The organism is Olivibacter sp. 47, from assembly GCF_030372825.1.
GTDB lineage: Bacteria > Bacteroidota > Bacteroidia > Sphingobacteriales > Sphingobacteriaceae > Olivibacter > Olivibacter oleidegradans.
In genome coordinates, this window is the sequence record NZ_JAUCNR010000001.1 from 4,204,369 (window position 1) to 4,225,553 (window position 21,185).

Sequence of the window (21,185 nt, forward strand, 5' to 3'; positions counted from 1 at the left end):
TTATAAAACTTTTTTTTCTCGTTTTAGTTTCAACAATAGGTTTAAATTTTTGTTAAATGCAATGAGCCAATATCTCATGTATGAAAATGCTTTCTCTGTTCCTAGACCAAATTCAACGCGTTCGTGATCGGCAAAAAGATAAAAAGATCTCATCGGTTGAGAAATCTTCCGAGATAAAAAATAGGCCGTTAACAGCGGTCAATCCATTAGATCTAAGCAACTATTTAAAACAGCATGATCTTTCCGTCGAACAATTTATCAATGATCCGAATTTTCAGGAGCGGATCATCGGACGGAACGATTTATTGAATGTCCATTATTTACGCAAGGGAGCGAAAGCAGCGCAGTCGGTTTGTCGAATTCATATTACATCGGACGTCGGACCTGCAGGTTTTGGAACCGGGTTTTTAATTGCTCCGCAAATTCTGCTAACTAATCATCATGTTTTGCCTACAACCGAATGGGCGCGATATTCCAGTGCCGAGTTTAACTATGAGGAAAACGAAACAGGTGCAGTTTTACGAACAAGTCAGTATCGTTTTGATGCTGATAAGCTGTTCTATACCAATGAAGTCCTCGATTTTACAATTGTATGGGTGGATCACAACGATAGACAGGGAGTAGCCCTTTTACAGCAATTCGGTTTTCTACCTTTACGCAGTGATTTAGGCAAAATTAAGGAGGGTGATTACGTGTCCATTATTCAACACGCTGACGGTTCCCCAAAACAAGTCGTGTTACGTGAAAACAGTGTGACGGATTTATCGCTCACTCAATTTGTTCGCTATGTTGCCGATACAAAAAGTGGTTCTTCCGGAGCCCCGGTTTTTAACGACGATTGGGAAGTGGTAGCCCTTCATCATGCGGGTGTTCCCCGTTATAATACAGCAGGTCAGATTTTAAACCTTGCCGGAACGGTATGGGACAGCGCGGAAGGAGAAATGCAGATAAATTGGCAAGAGAACGAAGGCGTACGCGTCAGTAGTATTATACATGACATCAGAAGCCATGCTATTAAACAATTTTCCTTTTTAGCTGAATTTTTTGCGCCGCTTTCTGATCCGTCTATTATAGAAAAAGAGTCGGGAACCCAACCGGTCGAGTTGACCGACGAGCTTTATTATCCACAGGCTGACGATGAAGAAGACAAAAAGAGATATTATCAAGAAGTTGGCGATGTGGGGGAGGCGGATTATAACCGATTACAAAGACTGTTGGAAAGTAGTCATACGAATCCCTTATCCTATCAACCGTCTAAATATGTGTATCCAAAAGTAGATATATACCCTGATGGGCTGTTAAGAAGTATCTATTCGGGCAAATCCTTCACCATAGAGGAGTTGCAATTGGCTGATCAACGTATTGATATCGAACGTAAGCTTCGGTTTATAGAATGGAGTAAAAAAGCCGGCACAATGAACCGTGAGGATTATCGGAGCGAGCTTAAGACAATCGAGAAGGCCCTGCCCTATAATTGCGAACATGTTGTTTGCCAATCTTGGTTTGATGCACGTGAACCAATGAGGGGCGATTTACATCATCTGTTTGCCTGCGAACCTCGGTGCAATAGTTTTCGAAACAATCATCCCTATTATGATTTTGAGGGATATAAACCAATACCATCGCAAATGGAAAAAGAAATGGCCACTTGCGGCTATATGGAAGATGATCAGTTTGAACCCGAAAATAACAAAGGAATTGTGGCCCGGGCTACTTTATACTTCCTGTTGCGGTATCCGAATGCAATAAGTGTTTATAAAGACGAAGATATCGTGTTATTGAAGCGATGGGCAAAAGAACAAGCCGTTACGCTTTACGAGAAACATCGTAATCGGGAGATATTTTTGTTGCAAGGCAATAGGAATCCTTTTATTGACTTTCCGGAGCTGATAGATTCTATAGACTTTCAAGTGTCTGAAAAAATACTAGCGGCAGTACCTCACACTGCGAGAGAGGTAAAAAATAGGAACTTGGCGGCGGATGTCAAACGAGCGGTTCTAATGCGTTATGGTTACGCCAATCCGGATCCCTCCGTTGTAGAAGACACGAAGGCAATGACCGATTTTGAATTCAGTGATAATCAATATTTGATGCTCACCGCGTCATTTAACGATATAGTCGTCAGGTATAGCACCAAGCCTCGTAAAATTACCGTCAGCGAAGTACAGGCGTGTGGCAGTATAAAAGATTGTATTGATTTAGTGTATGCAGCAATTGCTTAATCAAACTTTGAATACGATGAGGAAAACAATCTTATATTACTTCTTACTATTTGGAAGTAACGTGGCCTTTTCACAACCTTTAGACTGGTCAAACTGGTTTGAAAGGAATATCAAAATTAGGCAGTCGATGGAAACCGCCGAATTTCGGGAAGTACCCGCGCAGTTTCAGATAACTTTGCCAAAAAGTGATAGCAGCTCTTGGTTGGTGAACGTAGGTGTATCGATGAACCTCAGCAGCAAAAGTACCCGTTGGATTTCCTCGCTGATTGCCGAATACCACAAAAATACCCTCACAGCGGTCGAACAACACAATATGCAAGCTGCTTATGGCTTCTCGGGATTAATAAAACGGGGAGCAAAAAAGTCATGGTTTCTCAACGGCAATGCCGGTTACACCTATGATGAGATAAGTCGTAGTCATTCATTGATGGGTAATTTTCTGTTTACGTTTATGGGTGATCGTGGCCCAATTAACACCTATAAATTTGCCTCTGATACCGGCAGTCGTTTTTATATTTCCCCATTTTTAGGATTTCAGATACAGGAAACTATGCAAGCCTTTGATGAGGCTAGTCAAGGGCTACTTTTGCGTCCTTTATTTACCCTTTCCGCTTACTTCGATATTATCCGAAAGAAAACGCTTACACCGGACCCTTTGCTGCGTATTGCCGTTGACTATACCGGGCGTACCGATTTAGTTAATTCGACGAATATTGACGAGGGTTATACACAGTTATTGCAAAGTGGGGTTGAGTGGTTTCTGGTTGATAAACCGATTAGAGTGAGCTTGGGTGGTTCTTTCAATTACGGTTCCGATCCACTAAGGGGCTTAGCGAAGCAACAATATTGGTTATTGTCTTTAAATCTCTATAAGTGACTTGCTGGCTACTCATCGCTTAAGGCTTGCATAAAAGCGACGATATCCCGAATTTCCTGCTCGGATAAATTCAATTTTTGATCCGAAAGTGTTTGGTTGTCTAAATGAATACCAATCCCGGCACCGCCTCCGCGGTTATAAAAGTCCACTACTTCTTCTAACGTTTTATAAACCCCGTTATGCATATACGGAGCCGTTTTCGCAATATTTCTCAGTGTCGGTGTCTTGAAAGCGTAAGCGTACTGTTCGTATGGATTTAACAAATACCGACCCATATCCTTATCTAAGGTTGCATGCAGTGTATCCGGTTTTTCCGGGACACCCAACACTTCTGCCTCTGTCTTATCGAATAGAGGTGCCGGGCTTCCGTTGAAAAGTGGTATAAAATGGCAAGTAGCACATTTGGCTTTTCCCATAAACAAGTTGGCACCTATTTTTTCTGATTCATTTAATTGTTTAAGGTCGCCTTCCATATATCGATCAAACTTTGAGGTAAAAGGCGCCAAAGAACGAATATACGCCGCAAGTGCATGTTGAATCTTCCATGGATTGATCTTTCCGGAACTAGTACCGTAAGCTCGGTCAAAAAATGCTACAAACGTGCTGTCTTTCTGCAGTTCCTCAGCGGTCATGGTCAATTCACCTTTCATTTCCATTTCATTGTGTACTACATCTAACGCTTGGTCCTCCAGTGTGCCTGCTTTATGATCGTAAAAAAATGCTCGTTGAAAACCGGCATAGGTAAGGGTGGGTGTATTGCGAAGTAAGCTCTTTTTAGTGTCAATTCCCCTTGCTTTTACCAGCCCATCTGTAAAGGCCTTATCAGCATGATGGCAACTGGCGCAACTTTTCCGGTTTCCGTTTGATAGACGGACATCGTTAAAGAGAGCTTTACCAAGTGTCGCCTTTTCGTTTGAAAAATAGTCGTTTTTATTGCTGACAAACTTGTTCACGTTTAAAGCTGAGCTTCCGAAAAGACTGTTGGCATCGTCATTCAGCGCAGAAAGACTCGGTACGGTAGGCAAGCCTAATTGTTTGCGTAATTTTTGTAGAGACGCATTGAGTGGATTCAAGTAGTCCGTAATAAAAGTCAGACGATCAAAGCCATTAAAACTATTATGGTCTTCTAAATAGGAGATTGACCGGTCGATAGCTGTTAACACGTCATCATGTTTTGTATAAAGGGAGAGGGTGTTTCGTAAACCTTCCAGAGAGGCAGCGGCTTCGGGGACAGACTCTAAAGATAAGGGAGCGTCAAATCCGGTAATGCCTAATGCGGTGATCCGGAAAATCTCCAAGCGCATCGCATCAAATACTTGCGCACTAGTAATGGTATAATCTAACTGATATTGCTGTATCCGTTTGAGCGCTACACTTAATTTTTTGATTTCATTAATCATTTCGGCACGAGCGGCGGTATCTAATTCATTATAGAGATAATCTTCAATGACCTGAAATCCTCCTGGAGGCTCTATTAAATTTTCACCAAGTTCAATCTCCGCTATGGGAGGGCCATTCAAGGCTTTCACCGTCGTGGGAAAAAAATACTCCAAGTAATATTCAATTTTCTTGAATTGCCTTCTACATGCCAAAAAAGATCTTTTAACAGCTGTTATGTCCTTGCCTTGTTGAGCTAAGGGCATCAATGAATCATTTACAAGAACGGTAAGCTTTTGTATCTCTATTGATGCATAATCCTTACTATTTGCAGCTGTATCTGTTGCATTGGGTGAACAAAGCGTTGCCAAAAAAATGAGTGCAACAAGCAAAGTCGATAGAATAAAATGCCGATGCGCCATAAGCGATATAAAAACTAAAATACCCTTGTAGCCTTGCTACAAGGGGAAAATAGGTAGATGTGATGAATTGGTTATTTAGCAATTCCTTGTACAATGACCACTTGTCCGCCTTCTTTGTTATCTGTCAATCGGGCATCGCCCCCATCTGCATTTAAGTATTTGTCATCTTTCCACGTGTGCGGGTGAATATTGACGACAAAGGTATTGGGTTTACCGATTAGATCAGATATATCATACATAGCCCCATACTCCCAAGTGCTCAACGTTTGAACGTTATCCGGATTGTATTTTGCGTTAAAAGCTGCTTCATTTCTTCGGTGGTTCATTTGAAGCATCGGTTTCAACTCTTTTGTTGCTATGGCGTATTGCCAAATCGTTCCATCATGTTTGTTTTCTTTATAGAAAGAGTCGCCGTCCTCCTGAATGTATACGAAATTCTCCGTTACGCACAGGTTATCTGGATTTACAATGCTCTCACCTGGGTTATCGATGCCGTCAACAGCTATTTCCAATTTTCCTTTCAGCGGGTTGTCTGCGTCTAAAACCAGTTTATAAACGCGGCCCCACATGGTTTTCCCTGTTACAGGTGTCAATTTATCAGACTGACTTACGCCGGTAGCGGTAAAGTAAACCTCCCTGCCATTGGCTCCTCCACCTTTTTTATAGTCGATATCCTCTACGCGGGCAAACATAATGGCGTTTTTTTCCACGGTTTGTTGTTGTAACTGCGCACCGGTGCTGGATTTTACGTTATCGAGTTCAACAAACTCTACATCATAGCTGTTCCCTTTCTCGATATCCGTTTCAACAGTGTTATTGTCACTTCTCTTTAGTACATATAGCTTGCCATCTTCCAGGTTGCCCTGATTATTCGATACGTACATGGCCACCTGTCCATCCCCTTCATCTTCGCCAATGAGGACCACGGTTTTTCCTGAATAGGCATCTTTAGGTAATGGTACAGCATTCTCAGCGCTCCAACGACCAAAGGCAAGATTTGTACGTTGCGTGTTTTTTTTATCAATCGGCCCTAATGGGTCAATCACATGGATTAAAGATTCAGCGCCGCTTTCCCCCGCAGTGAGGAATAACGGTTTTGAAAAGCCGTGCTCTTCCGGTGTTGCCAAGGTTGCCGAACATAAACGGGTCATGCCCCCATCCGAATCTACAATGTATTCGCCTTTGATCGGTTTTAATTCGTTGTTTAAGTATACTCTTGAAACCGATTGCAGTATCTCATGATTATTGATAAGAATGTAGCCGCTTCCATCCGGATTTTTAAGCATGCCTGCACCATCAGGTTGCGCACCAAAGATAAAGTCCGGTGATTCCGGTAACACGTCATCACTGCTAATGAGCGTAGTGATTTTTAGATTGTCGAAACCCGCAAGGGTTTTTATTAAGGAAGGATTAACCGACTGATCAACAATTTCCAATTCCGGATTTGTTTCATTGTCGTTTTTGTCGTCGTCTTTACTACATCCCCCTATCAATACGGTTGAAAGCACAAAGGATGTTATACCTAATCGTAAAGCATATTTAGCGTTTATGTTTAGCATAGTCTTCAATATTGATTTGCTATAAAAATAGTTGGTCAATATGAGCTAAGATTTAAGACTATGTTAATTCTTGGTTGGTAAAAAAATGGATTCTTTTGAAGAACGTTTATTCAACTACGCGTACAATTACCGGTTCCCCGTTAGCCATACCACTTACATTACCTGCATTATATTGAATCGTATAGGTGCCTGGTTGAGTAATGCCATATCCTTTCATGATCGAAAAGCGTACACTGTCCGATGTGGAAGGCGCCACCGTACAATAGCTCTCGGCGGGAGGGGGCATCACTCTTTTCGCCATAGCACCGAGATAAGGCACTTCCGTTCCTTGTGTATTGGTAATGGTGAGAAAATTGCTTATAAAGCCTTCAAACGGTGTATGGTATTGCGTAAAACGCAAGGTATCCTTTGTGGGGTTGTATACTTTGAACACGATGGGAAGGCTATCCGATAAACGGACAACGCTATCGATTTCCAATACGGCAACCAGCGTAGTGTCTCCATCCATCATCGATTCCGCTTGTTTGGCCCGAAGGCTTTCAGGTTCTTCGCCCTGCTTAGTTGCATTTTGTTGGCACTGAGTGAAGGTGAGCAGTAAGCCGGTCACTAATAGGGAATAACAAATACTAAATTTCTTCATCATATACCACAAAGGTAAGTTTTTTAAATTAACTACAAGTTCCTGAACTAATACGTAAACAAAGTTATGGGTTAGCGGGAATGATGGTCTAATGACAATGCAGTCAGGTAACGATGCACTACTGTTTGTTAAGAAGTGCATCGCCAATTTTAGCATTAGGCTGCTGAAATTGAAGCAGGTCCAAATTCCTCGAAGTGTATCGAATCTTTTGAGATTCCGATAGACAAAAGGTAATTATAGTGTGTTTTTATGAATGGGCCAGGACCGCAGATATAATATTGGGCCTGCCGATACAAGAACTCCTCCGGAATCTTATTAAGGGAAACCCATCCTGGCAGGATATCTCCTGTTTTCGAGTCGCTAACAACGTCGTAAAAGATATGCTGTTGTAGCTTACCGTGTTGTGATGAGATATGATGTAGATGTTGTTTAAAAGCGTGTACTTGCTCGTTACGACATCCATGAATCCACGTGATTGGTACCGGAGACTTCCGGTCGACTAAATGTTCTAGCATGGATAGGAGGGGTGTTTGACCAATTCCGCCACTAATAAACACTTGTGGAGACGTTTCTCCTTGCTTCAAAATAAAATTCCCCGAGGGTGCTGAAAGATCAATAATAGCACCTTCTTCAATATGTTGATGCAGACGATTACTGATCATGCCATCCGGTTGTTTTGCTCCAATTTCTTTTTTAACAGATATTCGATAATAGATACCATTTGGTTTGCAGGATATACTATATTGTCTGGGCTGCAATAACCCAAGTTCAGGAAGGAATAAACGTAAACTGACGTATTGGCCTGGAAGAAAATCTGCCACTGGTCCGTTGTCAGTTGGGTAAAGATAAAAGGAGGTGATTTCTGCAGATTCCTTTATTTTTTTCTCCACTCGGAAGGGACGCCAGCCAACCCAGCCACCGCTTTTTGTTGATTTTTCTTTATATAGTTTCTGTTCGTGTCCGGACATGAGCTGTGCAAGTTCATGATATGCCTGCTCCCAAGCTTTTAATAAATCTTCTGAAGCTGCATCTCCCAGCACTTCTGAAATAGATGCAATGAGGTGTCCGCCCACAATGGCATATTGTTCCGGCCTTATGTCGAGACTGGTGTGTTTCTGTCCAATGCTATCAACGACTGGCATCAGTATACCGGGATTATCGATATGCTCGGCATAGGCGAGCACAGCCATCGCAAGAGCCGTTTGTTGTTTTTTATTTTGCTGATTCCCCATATTGAATACGTGTTTCAACTCGGGATTGTGCTTAAACATCCTTTCGTAAAAGTGAGTAGTTAGTAGTACTCCATTCTCTTTAAGTACCGGTACGGTACCTTTTACAAGTGCTTTCTGTTGTTCATTCATTTTTATTTCAGTTGTTAATAAAAGACTTTAAAGTCTTTTATTTGGGTAAAAAAACTATTTATTTAATGTAAGCTGCCCTTTGATAAGTTCTGCATTGAACTGACCAATGGTCGTGTTGCGTAACATCAGCGTGATCTGATTTCGAACTTTTTTAAATTCGCCATGTAAGGGACAAGGATATTCTTCCGAACAATAAGATAGACCCATTCCACAACCTTTAAAAATCGTGTCACCTTCCACCGCTATTACAATGTCTGCTAAAGGGCGACTAAAGCCTGAGGTATCAATATAAAAGCCCCCATTAGGGCCTTTAACCGATTGAATTAGCCCTACTTTGCTTAATTTTTGCAGTATTTTCGCTAAAAAAGCTTCCGGGGAATTTACAGCATCAGCTATCTCCTTGATACCTGTACGCTGCCCTTCGTGTGATCGTTGTGCAATGTAGAACACAGCACGCATTGCATATTCTGCCGTTTTAGAAAAAATTCCCATAGCTTTCGTGTTCTTACAGTTATCCTGTGACAAATATAATGCATGTAAAATAAAAGACAAAAATATCTTTTATTATTCCGCTAACTTTTAATATAAGTTCCAACCCGTTTTGTAAGATTGTTGTTTTCTGCATTACCTGTAGGTGTATAGGTTGATGAATAAAGATCAGCATAAAAAGCAAAGATGACTGACTAATAAATGCCGAATGGTGATTACCTTTGAGTTTCATCAAATAGGCCAGTTATGCAAAAATCAGGATGTATATTGTCTACACTTTTCGTCACTATATACGTTTGGATGGCGGGGATGGGTGTAATACGTGCCCAAGATGCTCCCTATCCATTAGAACATGCTAAGCGAATATTGTTTCTCGGCAATAGTATAACTTATGGTGGAGATTATGTTTCAATATTTGAAACATCATTAAGCGTTAGCTACCCAGCTAATAATCCCGAAGTTATCAATCTGGCTTTACCAAGTGAAACGGTTTCTGGTCTTAGCGAGCCTGATCATGCTGATGGAAAATTTCCGAGGCCCTGCCTTTTTAGCCGAGTAACCAGCGTGCTTCAGAAGAGCAAACCGATCGATATTGCTTTTGCCTGTTATGGAATGAACGATGGGATATACTTGCCTTTTGACATGAATCGCTTTGAAGCGTATAAACGAGGTATGATTAGATTACGTGATTCGTTAGAAGCGGCGGGGGTTAAACGTATCATTTTTATGACACCGCCCATACATGATGATAAAGATAAGGGTTTAGGAGGCTATAATCTTGTTTTGGATAAATATGCAGAATGGTTGTTAGCTCAGCGGAAAGCGAGAGGATGGGAGGTAATTGATGTACATTTTCCAATGCGTGCTTATTTGGAAAAAAAGCGTCAGAAAGATGCTGACTTCAAACTTGCTGAAGACGGCGTGCATCCGGGCAAAGAAGGACACTGGCTAATAGCAAAGGCCCTGTTACAATATTTTCATTTACAAGGAGGATTAGTTAAAACATTAAACGATTTTCTGGAAAGTCAGCCTTATATTGTTAATTTATATACATTGATAGGTAAACGGCAGTCGTTTATGAAAGACGCATGGCTTACCTATACAGGGCACGAACGGCCCGGGATGCCCATTGGCTTGCCGATGGAGGAAGCAGCGATTCAATATGAGCAGCTGGAAAGAGAAATATTTCAATTGAAACGTAATTAGTTTAGCTGATTACTATCCGGACTCCACGAGTTTTTTGTTATAGGAAGTATTTTTCCTTATGTTTGTTTTTTACCACGGCCTATCAATTGTAGACAGTATGAGGTGGACTTACTTTATTCGGCAAAAGCTTAAAGTTGCTTTTTTGTTGTTCTGTATTATGGCATGTTCGGTGTTAATCAGGGTATTAGAGGACAAGAATGTGAAAAGTATTAGCAATGCGCTTTTGTCGATGTATGATGACCGATTGGTGCCTGCATCCGATATTTTTTATATGACGGAACATCTTTATGCCAAGAAATTCCTGATGCTTCAATTCCTTAATGATACAACACCTTCCGCTGTCAGTATAGAGCAGTTAGCGGGACGGATGAAGTACCATAATCAATTTATCGACTCACTGCTAAATAAATACGAAAAAACCTACTTGGTTGATAAGGAAAAAATGTATCTAGAGGGATTCAAAAAGCAGCTTGCACACTATATGTCCTTAGAAAATCATTTATTGGGAGTTTCTGAGATCGGTTTGCAACAACGTGTAACAAAATACCGGGAAGGCGGCGAGGATGCGCTTGATAGAACCATTGCAGGGCTTTCCGCGCTAGAAAGGCTCCAAACTCAGGTAGGTCGCGAATTAATGGCGGATGCACAGTTTGTCATATCAGGTACCCGTTTCTTTTCCACATTGCAGATTATCTTATCTATCGTAATCGGAATAATGGTAGTGGTACTTGTGTTAGCATCCAAAAGTGTGATAAAGAAAAAACAACCGTTTAATTTAAACTAGCTTTTAATCAAGATACTTCCGATCATCTTCTGAAAGATTGGAACGGTAAGGGTCAGTTAACTCTTCTGATTTTGTATTCGTGCTTGTTTGAAAGTTTTGTGATGGGGGATTCAATTTTTCAGTTTTTCTCCTGGGTCGTCCTAAAAGGAAGCCAACAATAACGCCAAAAGCAAACATACTACCCAAGATAGCAAGTTTAGGAATGTAACGGTCACCGAAAATCCAAAAGATTACTTCATCCGTGTTTTTCATTAAAATAATGGTAACCAAAACCGTTAAAATAATAATGAAGATAGTTTTTGCGCTCATAAGCTTATTTTTTGAACTAAAATAACTCTTTTCATAATAAGATCAACTAATATGCCAACTTATGGAACATGTAAGTGTTCTATTTGTTTGTTTTTCAATAGGTATAGCTTACCCCGTACGTGAATACAATATTTTTTGGGCTTGCATCATTAACATAAATAGCGCGTACACCGGCATCGAAATTTGGTAAATAGAACCGGAGAATATTTAGGTCGGCACGTAATTCTATACCTAAGGTGCGGGGAGAGAATTGATTTTGTCGCCCAAAATTTTCGAAATCGGCAAATACTCCTGCTTTAAGTCGTTTAATAAAAGCAAGTGGACTAATGTCCCAATCAGGATAAGCAATAGGAAATCGATAGTCCAAAAATAAAGTATTATGTACGTCGGTAGTGAGAAGTTGATCATATCCGCTAACCATCGGAATATCGTTAGATAAACGGTAATCACCGTTCCTTTCCTGAAAATTAAAACGTGCCTGAAGCGAATGGTTGTTTACTAAACCGGGAAAGTAAAAAGTAGATTTCATGGAAAAAAGGTTTCCCGATAAACGTCGATCAAAAACCATACTTCTATAGATGAAATTCAGGTTCTGTCCCCATTTTGGCGCAAGATCCAGCAAACTCCTTCTGCTGTTTCTGTTGAAATAGTACTGCAGAAGAAGCGGAAATCGTACCTGGGAAAAATTCGGTAAAGAAATGTTCTTTAAACTGATGTCATAACGCCAAGTATAACTAGTCCCAATGGATACACCGGTGTTATAAAGCGTGTTCAGTCGGTTAAAAGTTAAAGGGATGGTGGTTTTAAGCTCGGTATGGTGTTCTCTCCATCGGAGAGGGACGCGCTCATTGAGGTTGTTCTGAAGCCTAACACTGCTTAACTGCGCTTGATTGCGATACTCAACGGTGAATTTGGGAAACCAGCGTTTCAAGGAAGCACTGACGTAGTAGTCGGTGCGACTGGTATTCTGGTCATAATTAAATCCAATTCGAGTGGAAAGCGTGTTCAGTAAGTTGTCAGACATCAGTTGCAAACCTAGATCAAAATTGTCTATACTGGAGATGTCATCGCCTACGGGAGAAATGCTGTGAAAATTAAAAAGGTGCTGAATATCTTTATAAGGCCTTGAGGCAAAAGTTTTCGTTGGAATGAAGGTAGATGTGTCTGTTATATTTTCTTGCTGTATAAGCGGCTTAAAATAGCTTATAAAGGAATCTGCGGTAGGGGTAATGGACTGACTTAAGGTTTGCTCCAAATTTAGCGTGCTAATCATATAGCCATTTACCTGATAATTATTGAAATAAATGCTTCCTGAAGATTCATCAAAGTAAGGGTTGGTTGCGCCAAATTTGATATTGGTGATTTGTTGGGGGGCTTCTCCTGAATAAGGTAACAGATAAAGGTTGTCAATACCATTGTAATGAGCTTTGAATAAGATGCCTTGCGGAATATAGATCGGTCTTTCTAACTGTTGCTTCTGCCACCCCATCAATAGTCGGCTTTCGCCCGTTTGGAGGTTAACTTCAAGCAACGTGGCACCCTGTTGTTGAACGGCGGTAGTAATGACCTTTTTTCCGCTGCTGTCAAAAGAAGGAGTTTGGACATTGAGGTTTGCAGGCAGAGCAATCCGCCTTTCTTCTGCGCCGGTCGTGCTGTTTAAGATAAGTAGCGATGCCCTGTTTTCGAGATTGATTTCTATTGTGGCAATATGCATCCCATCGGCGCTCAAAGCAGGGGAGAACAGGCGTGTTTTAAAGGTCAGTTGTTTGTATTTTTTACTGGCTAGGTCATATACATTAATGACATGAAAATTTCTTTTCAAATACCGCTTATCATAGCGAAGCTCGTCCCAGGTAATCTTGTTGCCACCATAAGAAAAATGCGGCTCGGTTTGTATTCCGGTTTTTATGACCTCTTCTATCCGGTTATCTGCTGTGATCGAAACGATCTTTGGTACACTATGGTTGCTTCTTTGTAAGGCTAGTGTGTTACCATTTGGAAGTGCTTTTGGAAACAAAAAATCAATTATTTCAGACCGACTTTCCGGAAAAGATGTGTAGGTTAATGGGTTGGTTTTTTTCAACTGATCCGCCTATAAGCTATCAAGCTCTTCCACCGTTTTCTTATGCCAGGATTCCGTGTTGTAACCCGTTAATGTCTTTAAGCTGCTACTGAAATTGTAAGGTCTAATTGGGTTCTTGGCAATCCGTGTCATCAGGTCTTCTAGAAAATTTTCACCATAGTCTCTTCGCATCTTCGTCGTCATAAAATACCCAAGTTGATAATAACCCGGAGTGATATGTCTTAGCGATCCTAAGAAGTCTTTTTGATAGCTATATTTTTTACCACTTAGTGTATTTGTTCTAAATGGAAGTTCCCATGAAGGCAAGCGACCTCGACCGGCGGTGCTGAGGGTTGTCTCGATTCCTACAGCGTCGCCCTCATAGAACCAAGGTGGGAGTGTGATGCCGAAAATAGCTAGGGCTAGTTGTTCAAAAAGTGGCGCTTTTAAATACCCGGAAATCTTATCGAATTGCACCACATGACGAAGCTCATGCACGGCCAAACTATTGAGCCAATCCTGGTAATCCATTTGCTGCGGTGGGGTAGTGCTGAATTCAGAACGGCGCGGCCCGAGTTGTACAAAACCATTGGAAACCACGTCTCGATTTTGCAAAATAATCGAAATTTTTCTTGGTTTTTTACCAATTGATTTGCTGACTTTGGTTAGGACTGATTCTAAGACATAGGTTAGACGCTGGGCCTGATTCTCAAATTCAGCAGGAAAAATAACTTGGAATTCGGGTGTTTGTATTTCTCTCCACTTTACACTTGGAGGGTTTTGGTAGTCGTCGAAAATCTGTGAAAATGCCAATGGTGAATAAAAAAGTGATATTGTTAATGATAATGTATTGATAAGAAGTGTTTTATATTTATTTTTTCGAGTCATTACAACAGATTGCTAAAAATATTAGTTTTTTATTGGCTGGTTAATTGTTTGATATATTTATTTTTTGTTAATATAAAGTTTAAAACTAATTGATTTTTAATTTTTTATTATTTATTAAGATGTTTGAATAAGTGCTTTATGTCTTGTGTTTTTTTACGAATTTTAGCGAACAGTAGCCTCTTTGTGTGTATTTCGTAAATGTATTTAATTTTTTTTACAACGCTACACTATCTATAGTTTTTTTTGCGTGGCTTCTCTTCAAATATTTGATCTCGACCCTTCCGGGTTTTCGCATCATCGAGTTGTAGGCTTCCATTTGTTGCGTGTAGTTTCTTTCATAATCTTTGAAAAGTACTATTTATTTAGAGGCATGGTAAGCTGGAAAAAAATGCTCCTATATCGAAACAAAAAAAGATCTTATGGTGTAGGTGGGCCTTCTTTTTATGGAGTGATCAATAGGGTTAATTGCCTGTTAAGAAGTTCATATCGAGTGCTGTTTTTTTTTTCGAGGAGATCGGTTCCTTTTTTTTCTCGCTCTTTTCATTTTGTTTTAAAGTTACAGAAGTTTGTGATGCAGGTGCAGGAGGGTCGTTTTTTTTAAAATATAGCTATTGACCCGAGCGTGAATTGTAATCGTTTTTTCTTTCTTTTTCTAATACTTAGTGTAATTTATGTCTTATTTTTTTGAGTGTTTTATTCGTATTCACATTGCTTGAATATACTGGCAGCTTCAAGAATCCTCAGCAAGATAATAAGCCAGCTATAACCTTAACTAGTAAATACAAAGTCATCTCTTTTCAGCGGAGCTTTTGTTGCCTATAAAAATTGCTTGGTCTATATGATTTTTTAATTCGGTTAGCCATTTTAAATAGCTCTGCTCCCGTAATAGAAACCCAAATCAATTTTCTCTTTGGATCCATTTGTCTATGAGCGCTAAGCGGTATTATCTAATTTCTCCATTTTTATTTTCGAGCAATAATAAAGACGTACGCGGGCTAGGTTTAGTGGTCGTTTTAGGATGGCATTGCGAAAATTTTAGCAAGCCAATAAAATACACTAAGCCTTGTCCGGCACAGATGGCACATGGAGTAAAAATCTGTCGATGCTGATCTTATACCCGTCGCCTTGTTGCCTTAAAATGCATACTTGACTTTCAATAGTTAGCGCGCTTTGCAATAATGAGACTGCTTTTTAACGCTTTTAAGGGCTGAATAAGATTTTAACCTTCTTGGTGGCCGCTTTGGGTTTTGTTTCCTTAAAAGGTCTGAAAAGGGCTTAAAATCGAGTCTGTATTTTTCGGCTAAGGTCTTTTCCTTTTTTATACTTTCAAAAAGGCATAAAAATGTTACCTTTGCGCTCCCCCATTTTGCAATTAAATATGTTGAAATTGTCGAAAATCGTTTTCTCTTTTCTATTACTTTTTACGGTAGCTACCCACAAATCATGGGCCCAATTTCACCCCCGGTATTTGTCTCTATCAGATTCTTCATCAATAAATATTAGTGAAAAGAAGCATTTCGTGATTCAATTGGAACACGAAAATGGAGGCGTATTAACGGGTAATGAACGAGCGAAGGAATCCTTAAGGGATGCCTATTATAATGCTTTTAATTTGAAAATCGGTTGGCAAACCAAGCACGGAGGCGATGTTTACCACCAGCTTTACAATTACCCCGTATATGGTGTAGGGTTGTATTCCAGTACTTTTGGACTTGATCATGTTGGAGATCCCTATGCTGTTTATGGCTTTGTTTCCATCCCCATTAAACCGCGCGTAAACCGTCGGTGGAACTTCAATTATCGCATTTCCCTTGGTCTGTCCGGTAGATTTAATCCCTATAGCGAGGACGAGAATCCCTTCAATTTAATTATTGGTACAAAAAACAATGTTTTTATTGATTTCGGCGGTCAGGTTAACTATACATTGAGTCGGCATTTTCAGATCGGAGCCGGTTTGGCCTTCCATCATTTTTCCAATGGGGCATTAAAACTACCTAACACAGGTATTAATCTGCTTCCTTTCACAGCTGCCGTGACTTATGTGCCCAATGCGAAAACCTTCGATTTTCGCAAGCAATATATTGCCCCGAACCCGAAAGAAGACGAACTTCAGTTTAGCTATGCATTTGGTTTTAAACAATTGGATGAGGATAATGAGCGAAAATACTTTAAATCGACTATCGGTGTCTTTTGGAGTCGCTATTTAGGATATAAATGGCGTCTAGGACTCGGCGCTAATATTTTTTATTCTGCCTCTGCCAACGATCCGGAAGTGGCAGGCGATAAAGAAAGCTCTTTTAATGCCTTGTTTTCGGGAGGGCCGGCATTCTATATCGACCATTTGTTGACATCCAAGTTGTATTTGAATGGGAACGTAGGTTACTATTTGCATCGAAATGAATTTAACCGGGAAACAAAGCCGATGTATCTGCGGATAGGTGGCCGATATTATGTTTATAAAGACTTCTTTGCTGGTGTATCTATTAAGGCACACGCAGGTAAGGCAGATTTTATCGAGTGGACCACCGGTTATACCTTGGATCTTCGTAAAGGAAATAAGCCATAAATTGACGTCTGTTTTAGATCAAAATCGCCATCAATGAAAATAGAACCTATTTAGGTGCTTTATAAAGAAGATAAAGGCCCACACCGAGAAAGATCAGACTGGGGATAAAAGCCGCCAAAAGAGGAGGGAGGCCTCCCTTTAGTGAGAACATATTGGCAAACTGAATAAACAGAATATAGGTAAAACTAAGCGCTATTCCGACGCCGAGACTTAAACCGATCCCGCCACGTACCTTTTTGGATGATAAGGAGACTCCCATCAAAGTAAGAATGTAAGCAGAGAACGGATAAATAAAACGCTTGTACTTCTCCAGCTTGAGGTCGGTCATTCTACCGGTACCTCGTATTCTCTCTTTCTCAATATTTTCATTTAACTCTTGGGTGGTCATGGCCATAAATACGTTGTCGCGAATTTCAAAATCTCTCGGTGACATATCCAAGGTGGTGTCCTTGGATGTACCCTTTATCATTTTTTCGTTTAAGCCATTTACTATACGAATTGTATAGTTCTCAATCTTCCAATTGTTTTTGACAGAGTCCCATGTAATCCGGTCGGCAATCAATTTTTCCTGTAATTCTTGCCCCTTAAAGGTTTCCAAAATAAAATTGTAACCTACTTTGCGGTCGTTGTCAAAATTGTCGATATAAACAAAGCTGTTTTTGTCTATCTGCATATGGGTGGAACTCTTACTGTTATTGTCGATAGGTTTTACATAAATATTCTCAAAACCTATTTTCAGTTTGTTGGTTCGCGGAATAATATAGATGTTAAAAATCAGTGTGACTAGGCAGATTATCGAGGCTGCTATAAAATAAGGTCTCAAAAAACGTCGGAAACTCATACCACCATTTAAAATTGGCACGATTTCGGTTTGATCAGCCATTTTAGCGGTAAAGAAAATAACAGCAATAAAATTGATCAACGGACTGAGGAAATTGAGATAAAATGGAATGAAGCCGGCATAGTATTCGAAAACAATCTTAGAAAGCGGCGCATGGTTTTTGAGAAAGTCATCCATACGTTCCGAGATATCAAAGATAACAGCCACAACAGTGAAAATAGCCATCGTAAACACAAAAGTGCCAAGGTATTTTTTTATTATGTATTTATCGATGATGTTCACTTGAAAATTGAAAAATCAAAATTAAAAATTAAAAAACTCATTGGCTAATTAGCTAGATGGGGTTTGCGCTACTCGTAACCAAGCCAATAACGGACAACCAATAACTAACAACCAACAACCAATAACTAACAACTAACAACCAACAACTACTATAACCGTTCTCCCAACTGTTTAACCATTTTGTTTTTCCATTCGTAAAACGTTCCTTCCAGAATTTTAGTACGGGCCTCCTGTACTAACCAAAGGTAGAAATGCAGGTTATGTAAAGTAGCTATCTGAGCGCCTAAAAGTTCCTTCGAGTGAATTAAATGGCGTAAATAGGCCTTACTATAGAACAGGTCGGTATGCAAATCGCTATCCGGATCTATTGGCGAGAAATCTGCCTCCCATTTCTTGTTTTTGATATTGATAATGCCATTTCTTGTAAATAACATGCCATTTCGGGCGTTGCGTGTAGGCATAACACAATCAAACATGTCAATACCCAAAGCGATATTTTCTAAAATGTTAATAGGTGTACCCACTCCCATTAGATAGCGTGGTTTGTCAAAAGGTAAGATTGCGTTTACCACCTCTGTCATCGCATACATTTCCTCGGCTGGTTCTCCTACGGATAATCCTCCAATAGCATTTCCGTCACGACCGAATGAAGCGATCGTTTCCGCCGATTTTTCCCGAAGATCTCTATATACCGATCCTTGCACAATTGGAAAAAGTGTTTGCTCGTAACCATATAAGGGATCAGTGTTATCAAATCGATCGCAGCATCTTTTTAACCAGCGATGTGTCATATCAAGCGATCTTTTTGCATAGCGATAGTCACAAGGGTAAGGAGTGCATTCGTCGAAAGCCATGATGATGTCAGCGCCGATAATGCGTTGCGTATCCATTACATTTTCAGGTGTAAAGAGGTGTTTCGATCCGTCAATATGAGAACGAAACGTGACGCCTTCTTCTTTGATTTTCCGCACCTCGGTAAGGGAATATACCTGATAACCTCCACTATCGGTTAATATGGGCTTGTCCCAACCATTAAATTTATGTAATCCACCGGCAGCCTGTATGACATCAAGACCTGGCCTTAAATACAAATGATAGGTGTTGCCCAAAATTATTTGCGCTTGTATATCTTGTTTCAGTTCGTGTTGATGGACACCTTTTACTGAACCGGCCGTGCCGACGGGCATGAAGATAGGTGTTTGAATCGTACCATGTGCGGTGACTAATTCGCCGGCGCGAGCCTTTGAATTTTTATCAGTGGATTGTAGTGTAAATTTCATTTAAGGAATTGCCCTTAGCAAAAAATATTTAGTTTGCAAACTTAGACAAAATGCAATGATTATGCAATCTCTTCGCGCAGGTCATTTTTTGCTTGAGTTCATTTGATTGCGTATGCTACCAATTTTATCTAAGTTTGCAGCCACATACTACTATAATCAGATACTTTGGAACAATATTTACACCTTGTTTTACCGGCGTTGTTGAGCGCTTCCTTGATTATTCAACTGTACTACACATTCTTTGTTCAGGGACTTTTAGGGCGTTATCCCGTGGATGATTTAAAAAGAGATACAATATATCCCCCTTTGTCCGTTATCATTTGCGCGCGGAATGAGGAAAGTAATCTGCGTCTATATCTTTCGGAAGTATTGGAGCAAGATTATCCGCAATTCGAAGTAATTGTTGTAAATGATGGATCAAGTGATGATTCTAACTGGGTTTTAAAAGAATTTCAGGCCCGTTACCCATACCTACGTACCGTGGAGATCCGCGACCAAGGTCGAAATCGACAAGGAAAGAAATTTGCCGTCACCTTAGGCGTCAAGGGCGCTCAGTATGAACACTTGGTATTGACGGATGCCGATTGTTTTCCGCAAACTGATCAATGGCTAAAATGTATGGCCCGGCAGTTTAGGCCCGGTGTAGAGATTGTGTTGGGATATTCACCCTATACACGTGCTTCCGGTTTTTTAAATAAGTACGTCCGATTTGAAACTTACCAAACGGCTTTGAATTATTTGTCGAACGCGTTAAGAAAGAATGCTTATATGGGAGTTGGAAGAAACCTTGCCTATACAAAATCCCTGTTTTTTAAAAAGAAAGGCTTCGCTTCTCATATGCATATTCCTTCAGGAGATGATGACCTCTTTGTGAATCAAAATGCTACGAAAAGTAACGTGGCCATCTGCGTAGCACAGGAGGCGCATGTTTGGAGCACACCTAAGAGCACTTACAAAGACTACCAGCGTCAGAAAAACAGACATTTCGGTGCTGGAAAAGCTTATAAGGGCAAACATAAATTGATGCTTACTTTCCAAGCTTTCAACGCGGTAGCGTTTTATTTACTTATAATCCTTATATTGGTTTTACAGCCTCGCTTTTGGCCTCTTGCCGTAAGCGTCTATTGTTTCCGCTTACTATGCCAATTGCTCGTTAATATCCCAATCATGAAACGTTTGCAGGTAAAAGACCTCATATGGTGGTATCCGCTAATGGATCTTTTACATTTTATATACATCTCTGTCATGGGCGTTTTTGCTCTATTCAGGAAAAATGTTCAGTGGAAATAAGGCTCTAAAAAACGACGAATATGGAAAATACATCTCCCGCAATCATCTATAAATACTTCAAAGAACTAACAGCTATTCAAAAAGAGCAAATTGATCGTTTACAGGATTTATATGCCTTTTGGAATGCGCAGATTAATGTAATTTCCAGAAAAGACATCGATAGTTTGTATGAACGACATGTGCTACATTCCCTAGCTATTGCGAAATTGGTTTCTTTCAAGGCTGGAGCAACCATTCTAGATGTAGGCACGGGAGGAGGCTTTCCGGGTATACCTTTGGCTATACTGTTTCCGCAAACACAGTTTCTTCTAGTGGATTCGATTGGGAAAAAAATTAAGGTGGTGAAAGAAGTGGCGAATGCTTTGGGGCTCACGAATATACAAACGAGTCATTCACGCGCTGAGCAAATTCCGGGTAAGTTCGACTTTGTCATTTCGAGGGCAGTTACCCGCTTAGGCGAATTTTATCCATGGGTGCGGAATAAATTTAAAAAAGATTCATTACATGCCTTTCCCAATGGAATTCTGTATCTAAAAGGAGGAGATTTAACAGAAGAAATTGCCGAGTCAAAATTACATACTGAATTGTTCCCGATCGCTGACTTTTTTGATGAGGAATTTTTTGAAACGAAATATGTGGTTTATATAGAAGGTTGATTTTTAAGAGTTTCACGTGGAATGTTTGATGTTCAAGCCTTTTTTTCTATTTTAGGCTTTTACTAAAAACCTAT

General features: G+C 40.2%; 17 protein-coding genes. 7 read left to right on the plus strand and 10 right to left on the minus strand.

The window, feature by feature from the left end; all coding sequences use genetic code 11:
• Positions 1-80: 80 nt before the first annotated feature.
• Complete coding sequence (locus QT327_RS18415) at positions 81-2,222, plus strand: endonuclease (RefSeq protein WP_289553651.1); 2,142 nt, start codon at positions 81-83, stop codon at positions 2,220-2,222.
• A 16-nt stretch (positions 2,223-2,238) separates the two neighbouring features.
• Positions 2,239-3,099, plus strand: a complete 861-nt coding sequence (locus QT327_RS18420) for a hypothetical protein (protein WP_289553652.1) — start codon at positions 2,239-2,241, stop codon at positions 3,097-3,099.
• A gap of 8 nt (positions 3,100-3,107) precedes the next feature.
• Here QT327_RS18420 and QT327_RS18425 read toward each other — a convergent pair whose 3' ends face one another.
• The 5 genes from QT327_RS18425 to QT327_RS18445 form a co-directional block, all read right to left on the minus strand.
• Complete coding sequence (locus QT327_RS18425) at positions 3,108-4,898, minus strand: cytochrome-c peroxidase (protein ID WP_289553653.1); 1,791 nt, start codon at positions 4,896-4,898, stop codon at positions 3,108-3,110.
• Positions 4,899-4,969: 71 nt separating this feature from the next.
• Positions 4,970-6,457 (minus strand): alkaline phosphatase PhoX, encoded by a 1,488-nt coding sequence (locus tag QT327_RS18430; RefSeq protein WP_207303776.1) that lies wholly within the window; start codon positions 6,455-6,457, stop codon positions 4,970-4,972.
• Positions 6,458-6,563: 106 nt separating this feature from the next.
• Complete coding sequence (locus QT327_RS18435) at positions 6,564-7,100, minus strand: hypothetical protein (RefSeq protein WP_289553655.1); 537 nt, start codon at positions 7,098-7,100, stop codon at positions 6,564-6,566.
• Positions 7,101-7,252: 152 nt separating this feature from the next.
• Positions 7,253-8,458: an NO-inducible flavohemoprotein gene (hmpA, locus tag QT327_RS18440; RefSeq protein ID WP_013665784.1), complete on the minus strand. Its 1,206-nt coding sequence runs from the start codon at positions 8,456-8,458 to the stop codon at positions 7,253-7,255.
• Between the two features lie 54 nt (positions 8,459-8,512).
• Positions 8,513-8,950, minus strand: a complete 438-nt coding sequence (locus QT327_RS18445; protein ID WP_013665785.1) for an RrF2 family transcriptional regulator — start codon at positions 8,948-8,950, stop codon at positions 8,513-8,515.
• 243 nt (positions 8,951-9,193) lie between these two features.
• Here QT327_RS18445 and QT327_RS18450 point away from each other — a divergent pair, with 243 nt between their 5' ends.
• Both QT327_RS18450 and QT327_RS18455 read left to right on the plus strand, forming a co-directional pair.
• Positions 9,194-10,153, plus strand: a complete 960-nt coding sequence (locus QT327_RS18450) for an SGNH/GDSL hydrolase family protein (protein ID WP_013665787.1) — start codon at positions 9,194-9,196, stop codon at positions 10,151-10,153.
• A gap of 97 nt (positions 10,154-10,250) precedes the next feature.
• Entirely contained in the window at positions 10,251-10,937 is a 687-nt protein-coding gene (locus QT327_RS18455; protein ID WP_041387335.1) for an MCP four helix bundle domain-containing protein, read from the plus strand.
• A gap of 3 nt (positions 10,938-10,940) precedes the next feature.
• On the opposite strand, the gene QT327_RS18460 is transcribed toward QT327_RS18455, so the two are convergent.
• From QT327_RS18460 to QT327_RS18470, 3 genes are all read right to left on the minus strand, one after another.
• On the minus strand, positions 10,941-11,246 hold the full coding sequence (locus QT327_RS18460; RefSeq protein WP_013665789.1) for a hypothetical protein: 306 nt from the start codon (positions 11,244-11,246) through the stop codon (positions 10,941-10,943).
• A 94-nt stretch (positions 11,247-11,340) separates the two neighbouring features.
• On the minus strand, positions 11,341-13,329 hold the full coding sequence (locus tag QT327_RS18465; protein WP_289553658.1) for a hypothetical protein: 1,989 nt from the start codon (positions 13,327-13,329) through the stop codon (positions 11,341-11,343).
• Between the two features lie 9 nt (positions 13,330-13,338).
• Complete coding sequence (locus tag QT327_RS18470; RefSeq protein WP_289553659.1) at positions 13,339-14,196, minus strand: hypothetical protein; 858 nt, start codon at positions 14,194-14,196, stop codon at positions 13,339-13,341.
• Positions 14,197-15,538: 1,342 nt separating this feature from the next.
• On the opposite strand from QT327_RS18470, the gene QT327_RS18475 reads away from it, so the two are divergent.
• Entirely contained in the window at positions 15,539-16,762 is a 1,224-nt protein-coding gene (locus tag QT327_RS18475; protein ID WP_289553660.1) for an acyloxyacyl hydrolase, read from the plus strand.
• Between the two features lie 46 nt (positions 16,763-16,808).
• On the opposite strand, the gene QT327_RS18480 is transcribed toward QT327_RS18475, so the two are convergent.
• Positions 16,809-17,885: an LptF/LptG family permease gene (locus QT327_RS18480; RefSeq protein ID WP_289553661.1), complete on the minus strand. Its 1,077-nt coding sequence runs from the start codon at positions 17,883-17,885 to the stop codon at positions 16,809-16,811.
• A 149-nt stretch (positions 17,886-18,034) separates the two neighbouring features.
• On the minus strand, positions 18,035-19,165 hold the full coding sequence (gene tgt / locus QT327_RS18485) for a tRNA guanosine(34) transglycosylase Tgt (RefSeq protein WP_130857029.1): 1,131 nt from the start codon (positions 19,163-19,165) through the stop codon (positions 18,035-18,037).
• Positions 19,166-19,330: 165 nt separating this feature from the next.
• On the opposite strand from tgt, the gene QT327_RS18490 reads away from it, so the two are divergent.
• Both QT327_RS18490 and rsmG read left to right on the plus strand, forming a co-directional pair.
• Positions 19,331-20,455, plus strand: a complete 1,125-nt coding sequence (locus tag QT327_RS18490; RefSeq protein ID WP_130857031.1) for a glycosyltransferase — start codon at positions 19,331-19,333, stop codon at positions 20,453-20,455.
• A gap of 20 nt (positions 20,456-20,475) precedes the next feature.
• On the plus strand, positions 20,476-21,111 hold the full coding sequence (rsmG, locus tag QT327_RS18495) for a 16S rRNA (guanine(527)-N(7))-methyltransferase RsmG (RefSeq protein WP_289553663.1): 636 nt from the start codon (positions 20,476-20,478) through the stop codon (positions 21,109-21,111).
• Positions 21,112-21,185 lie beyond the last annotated feature (74 nt).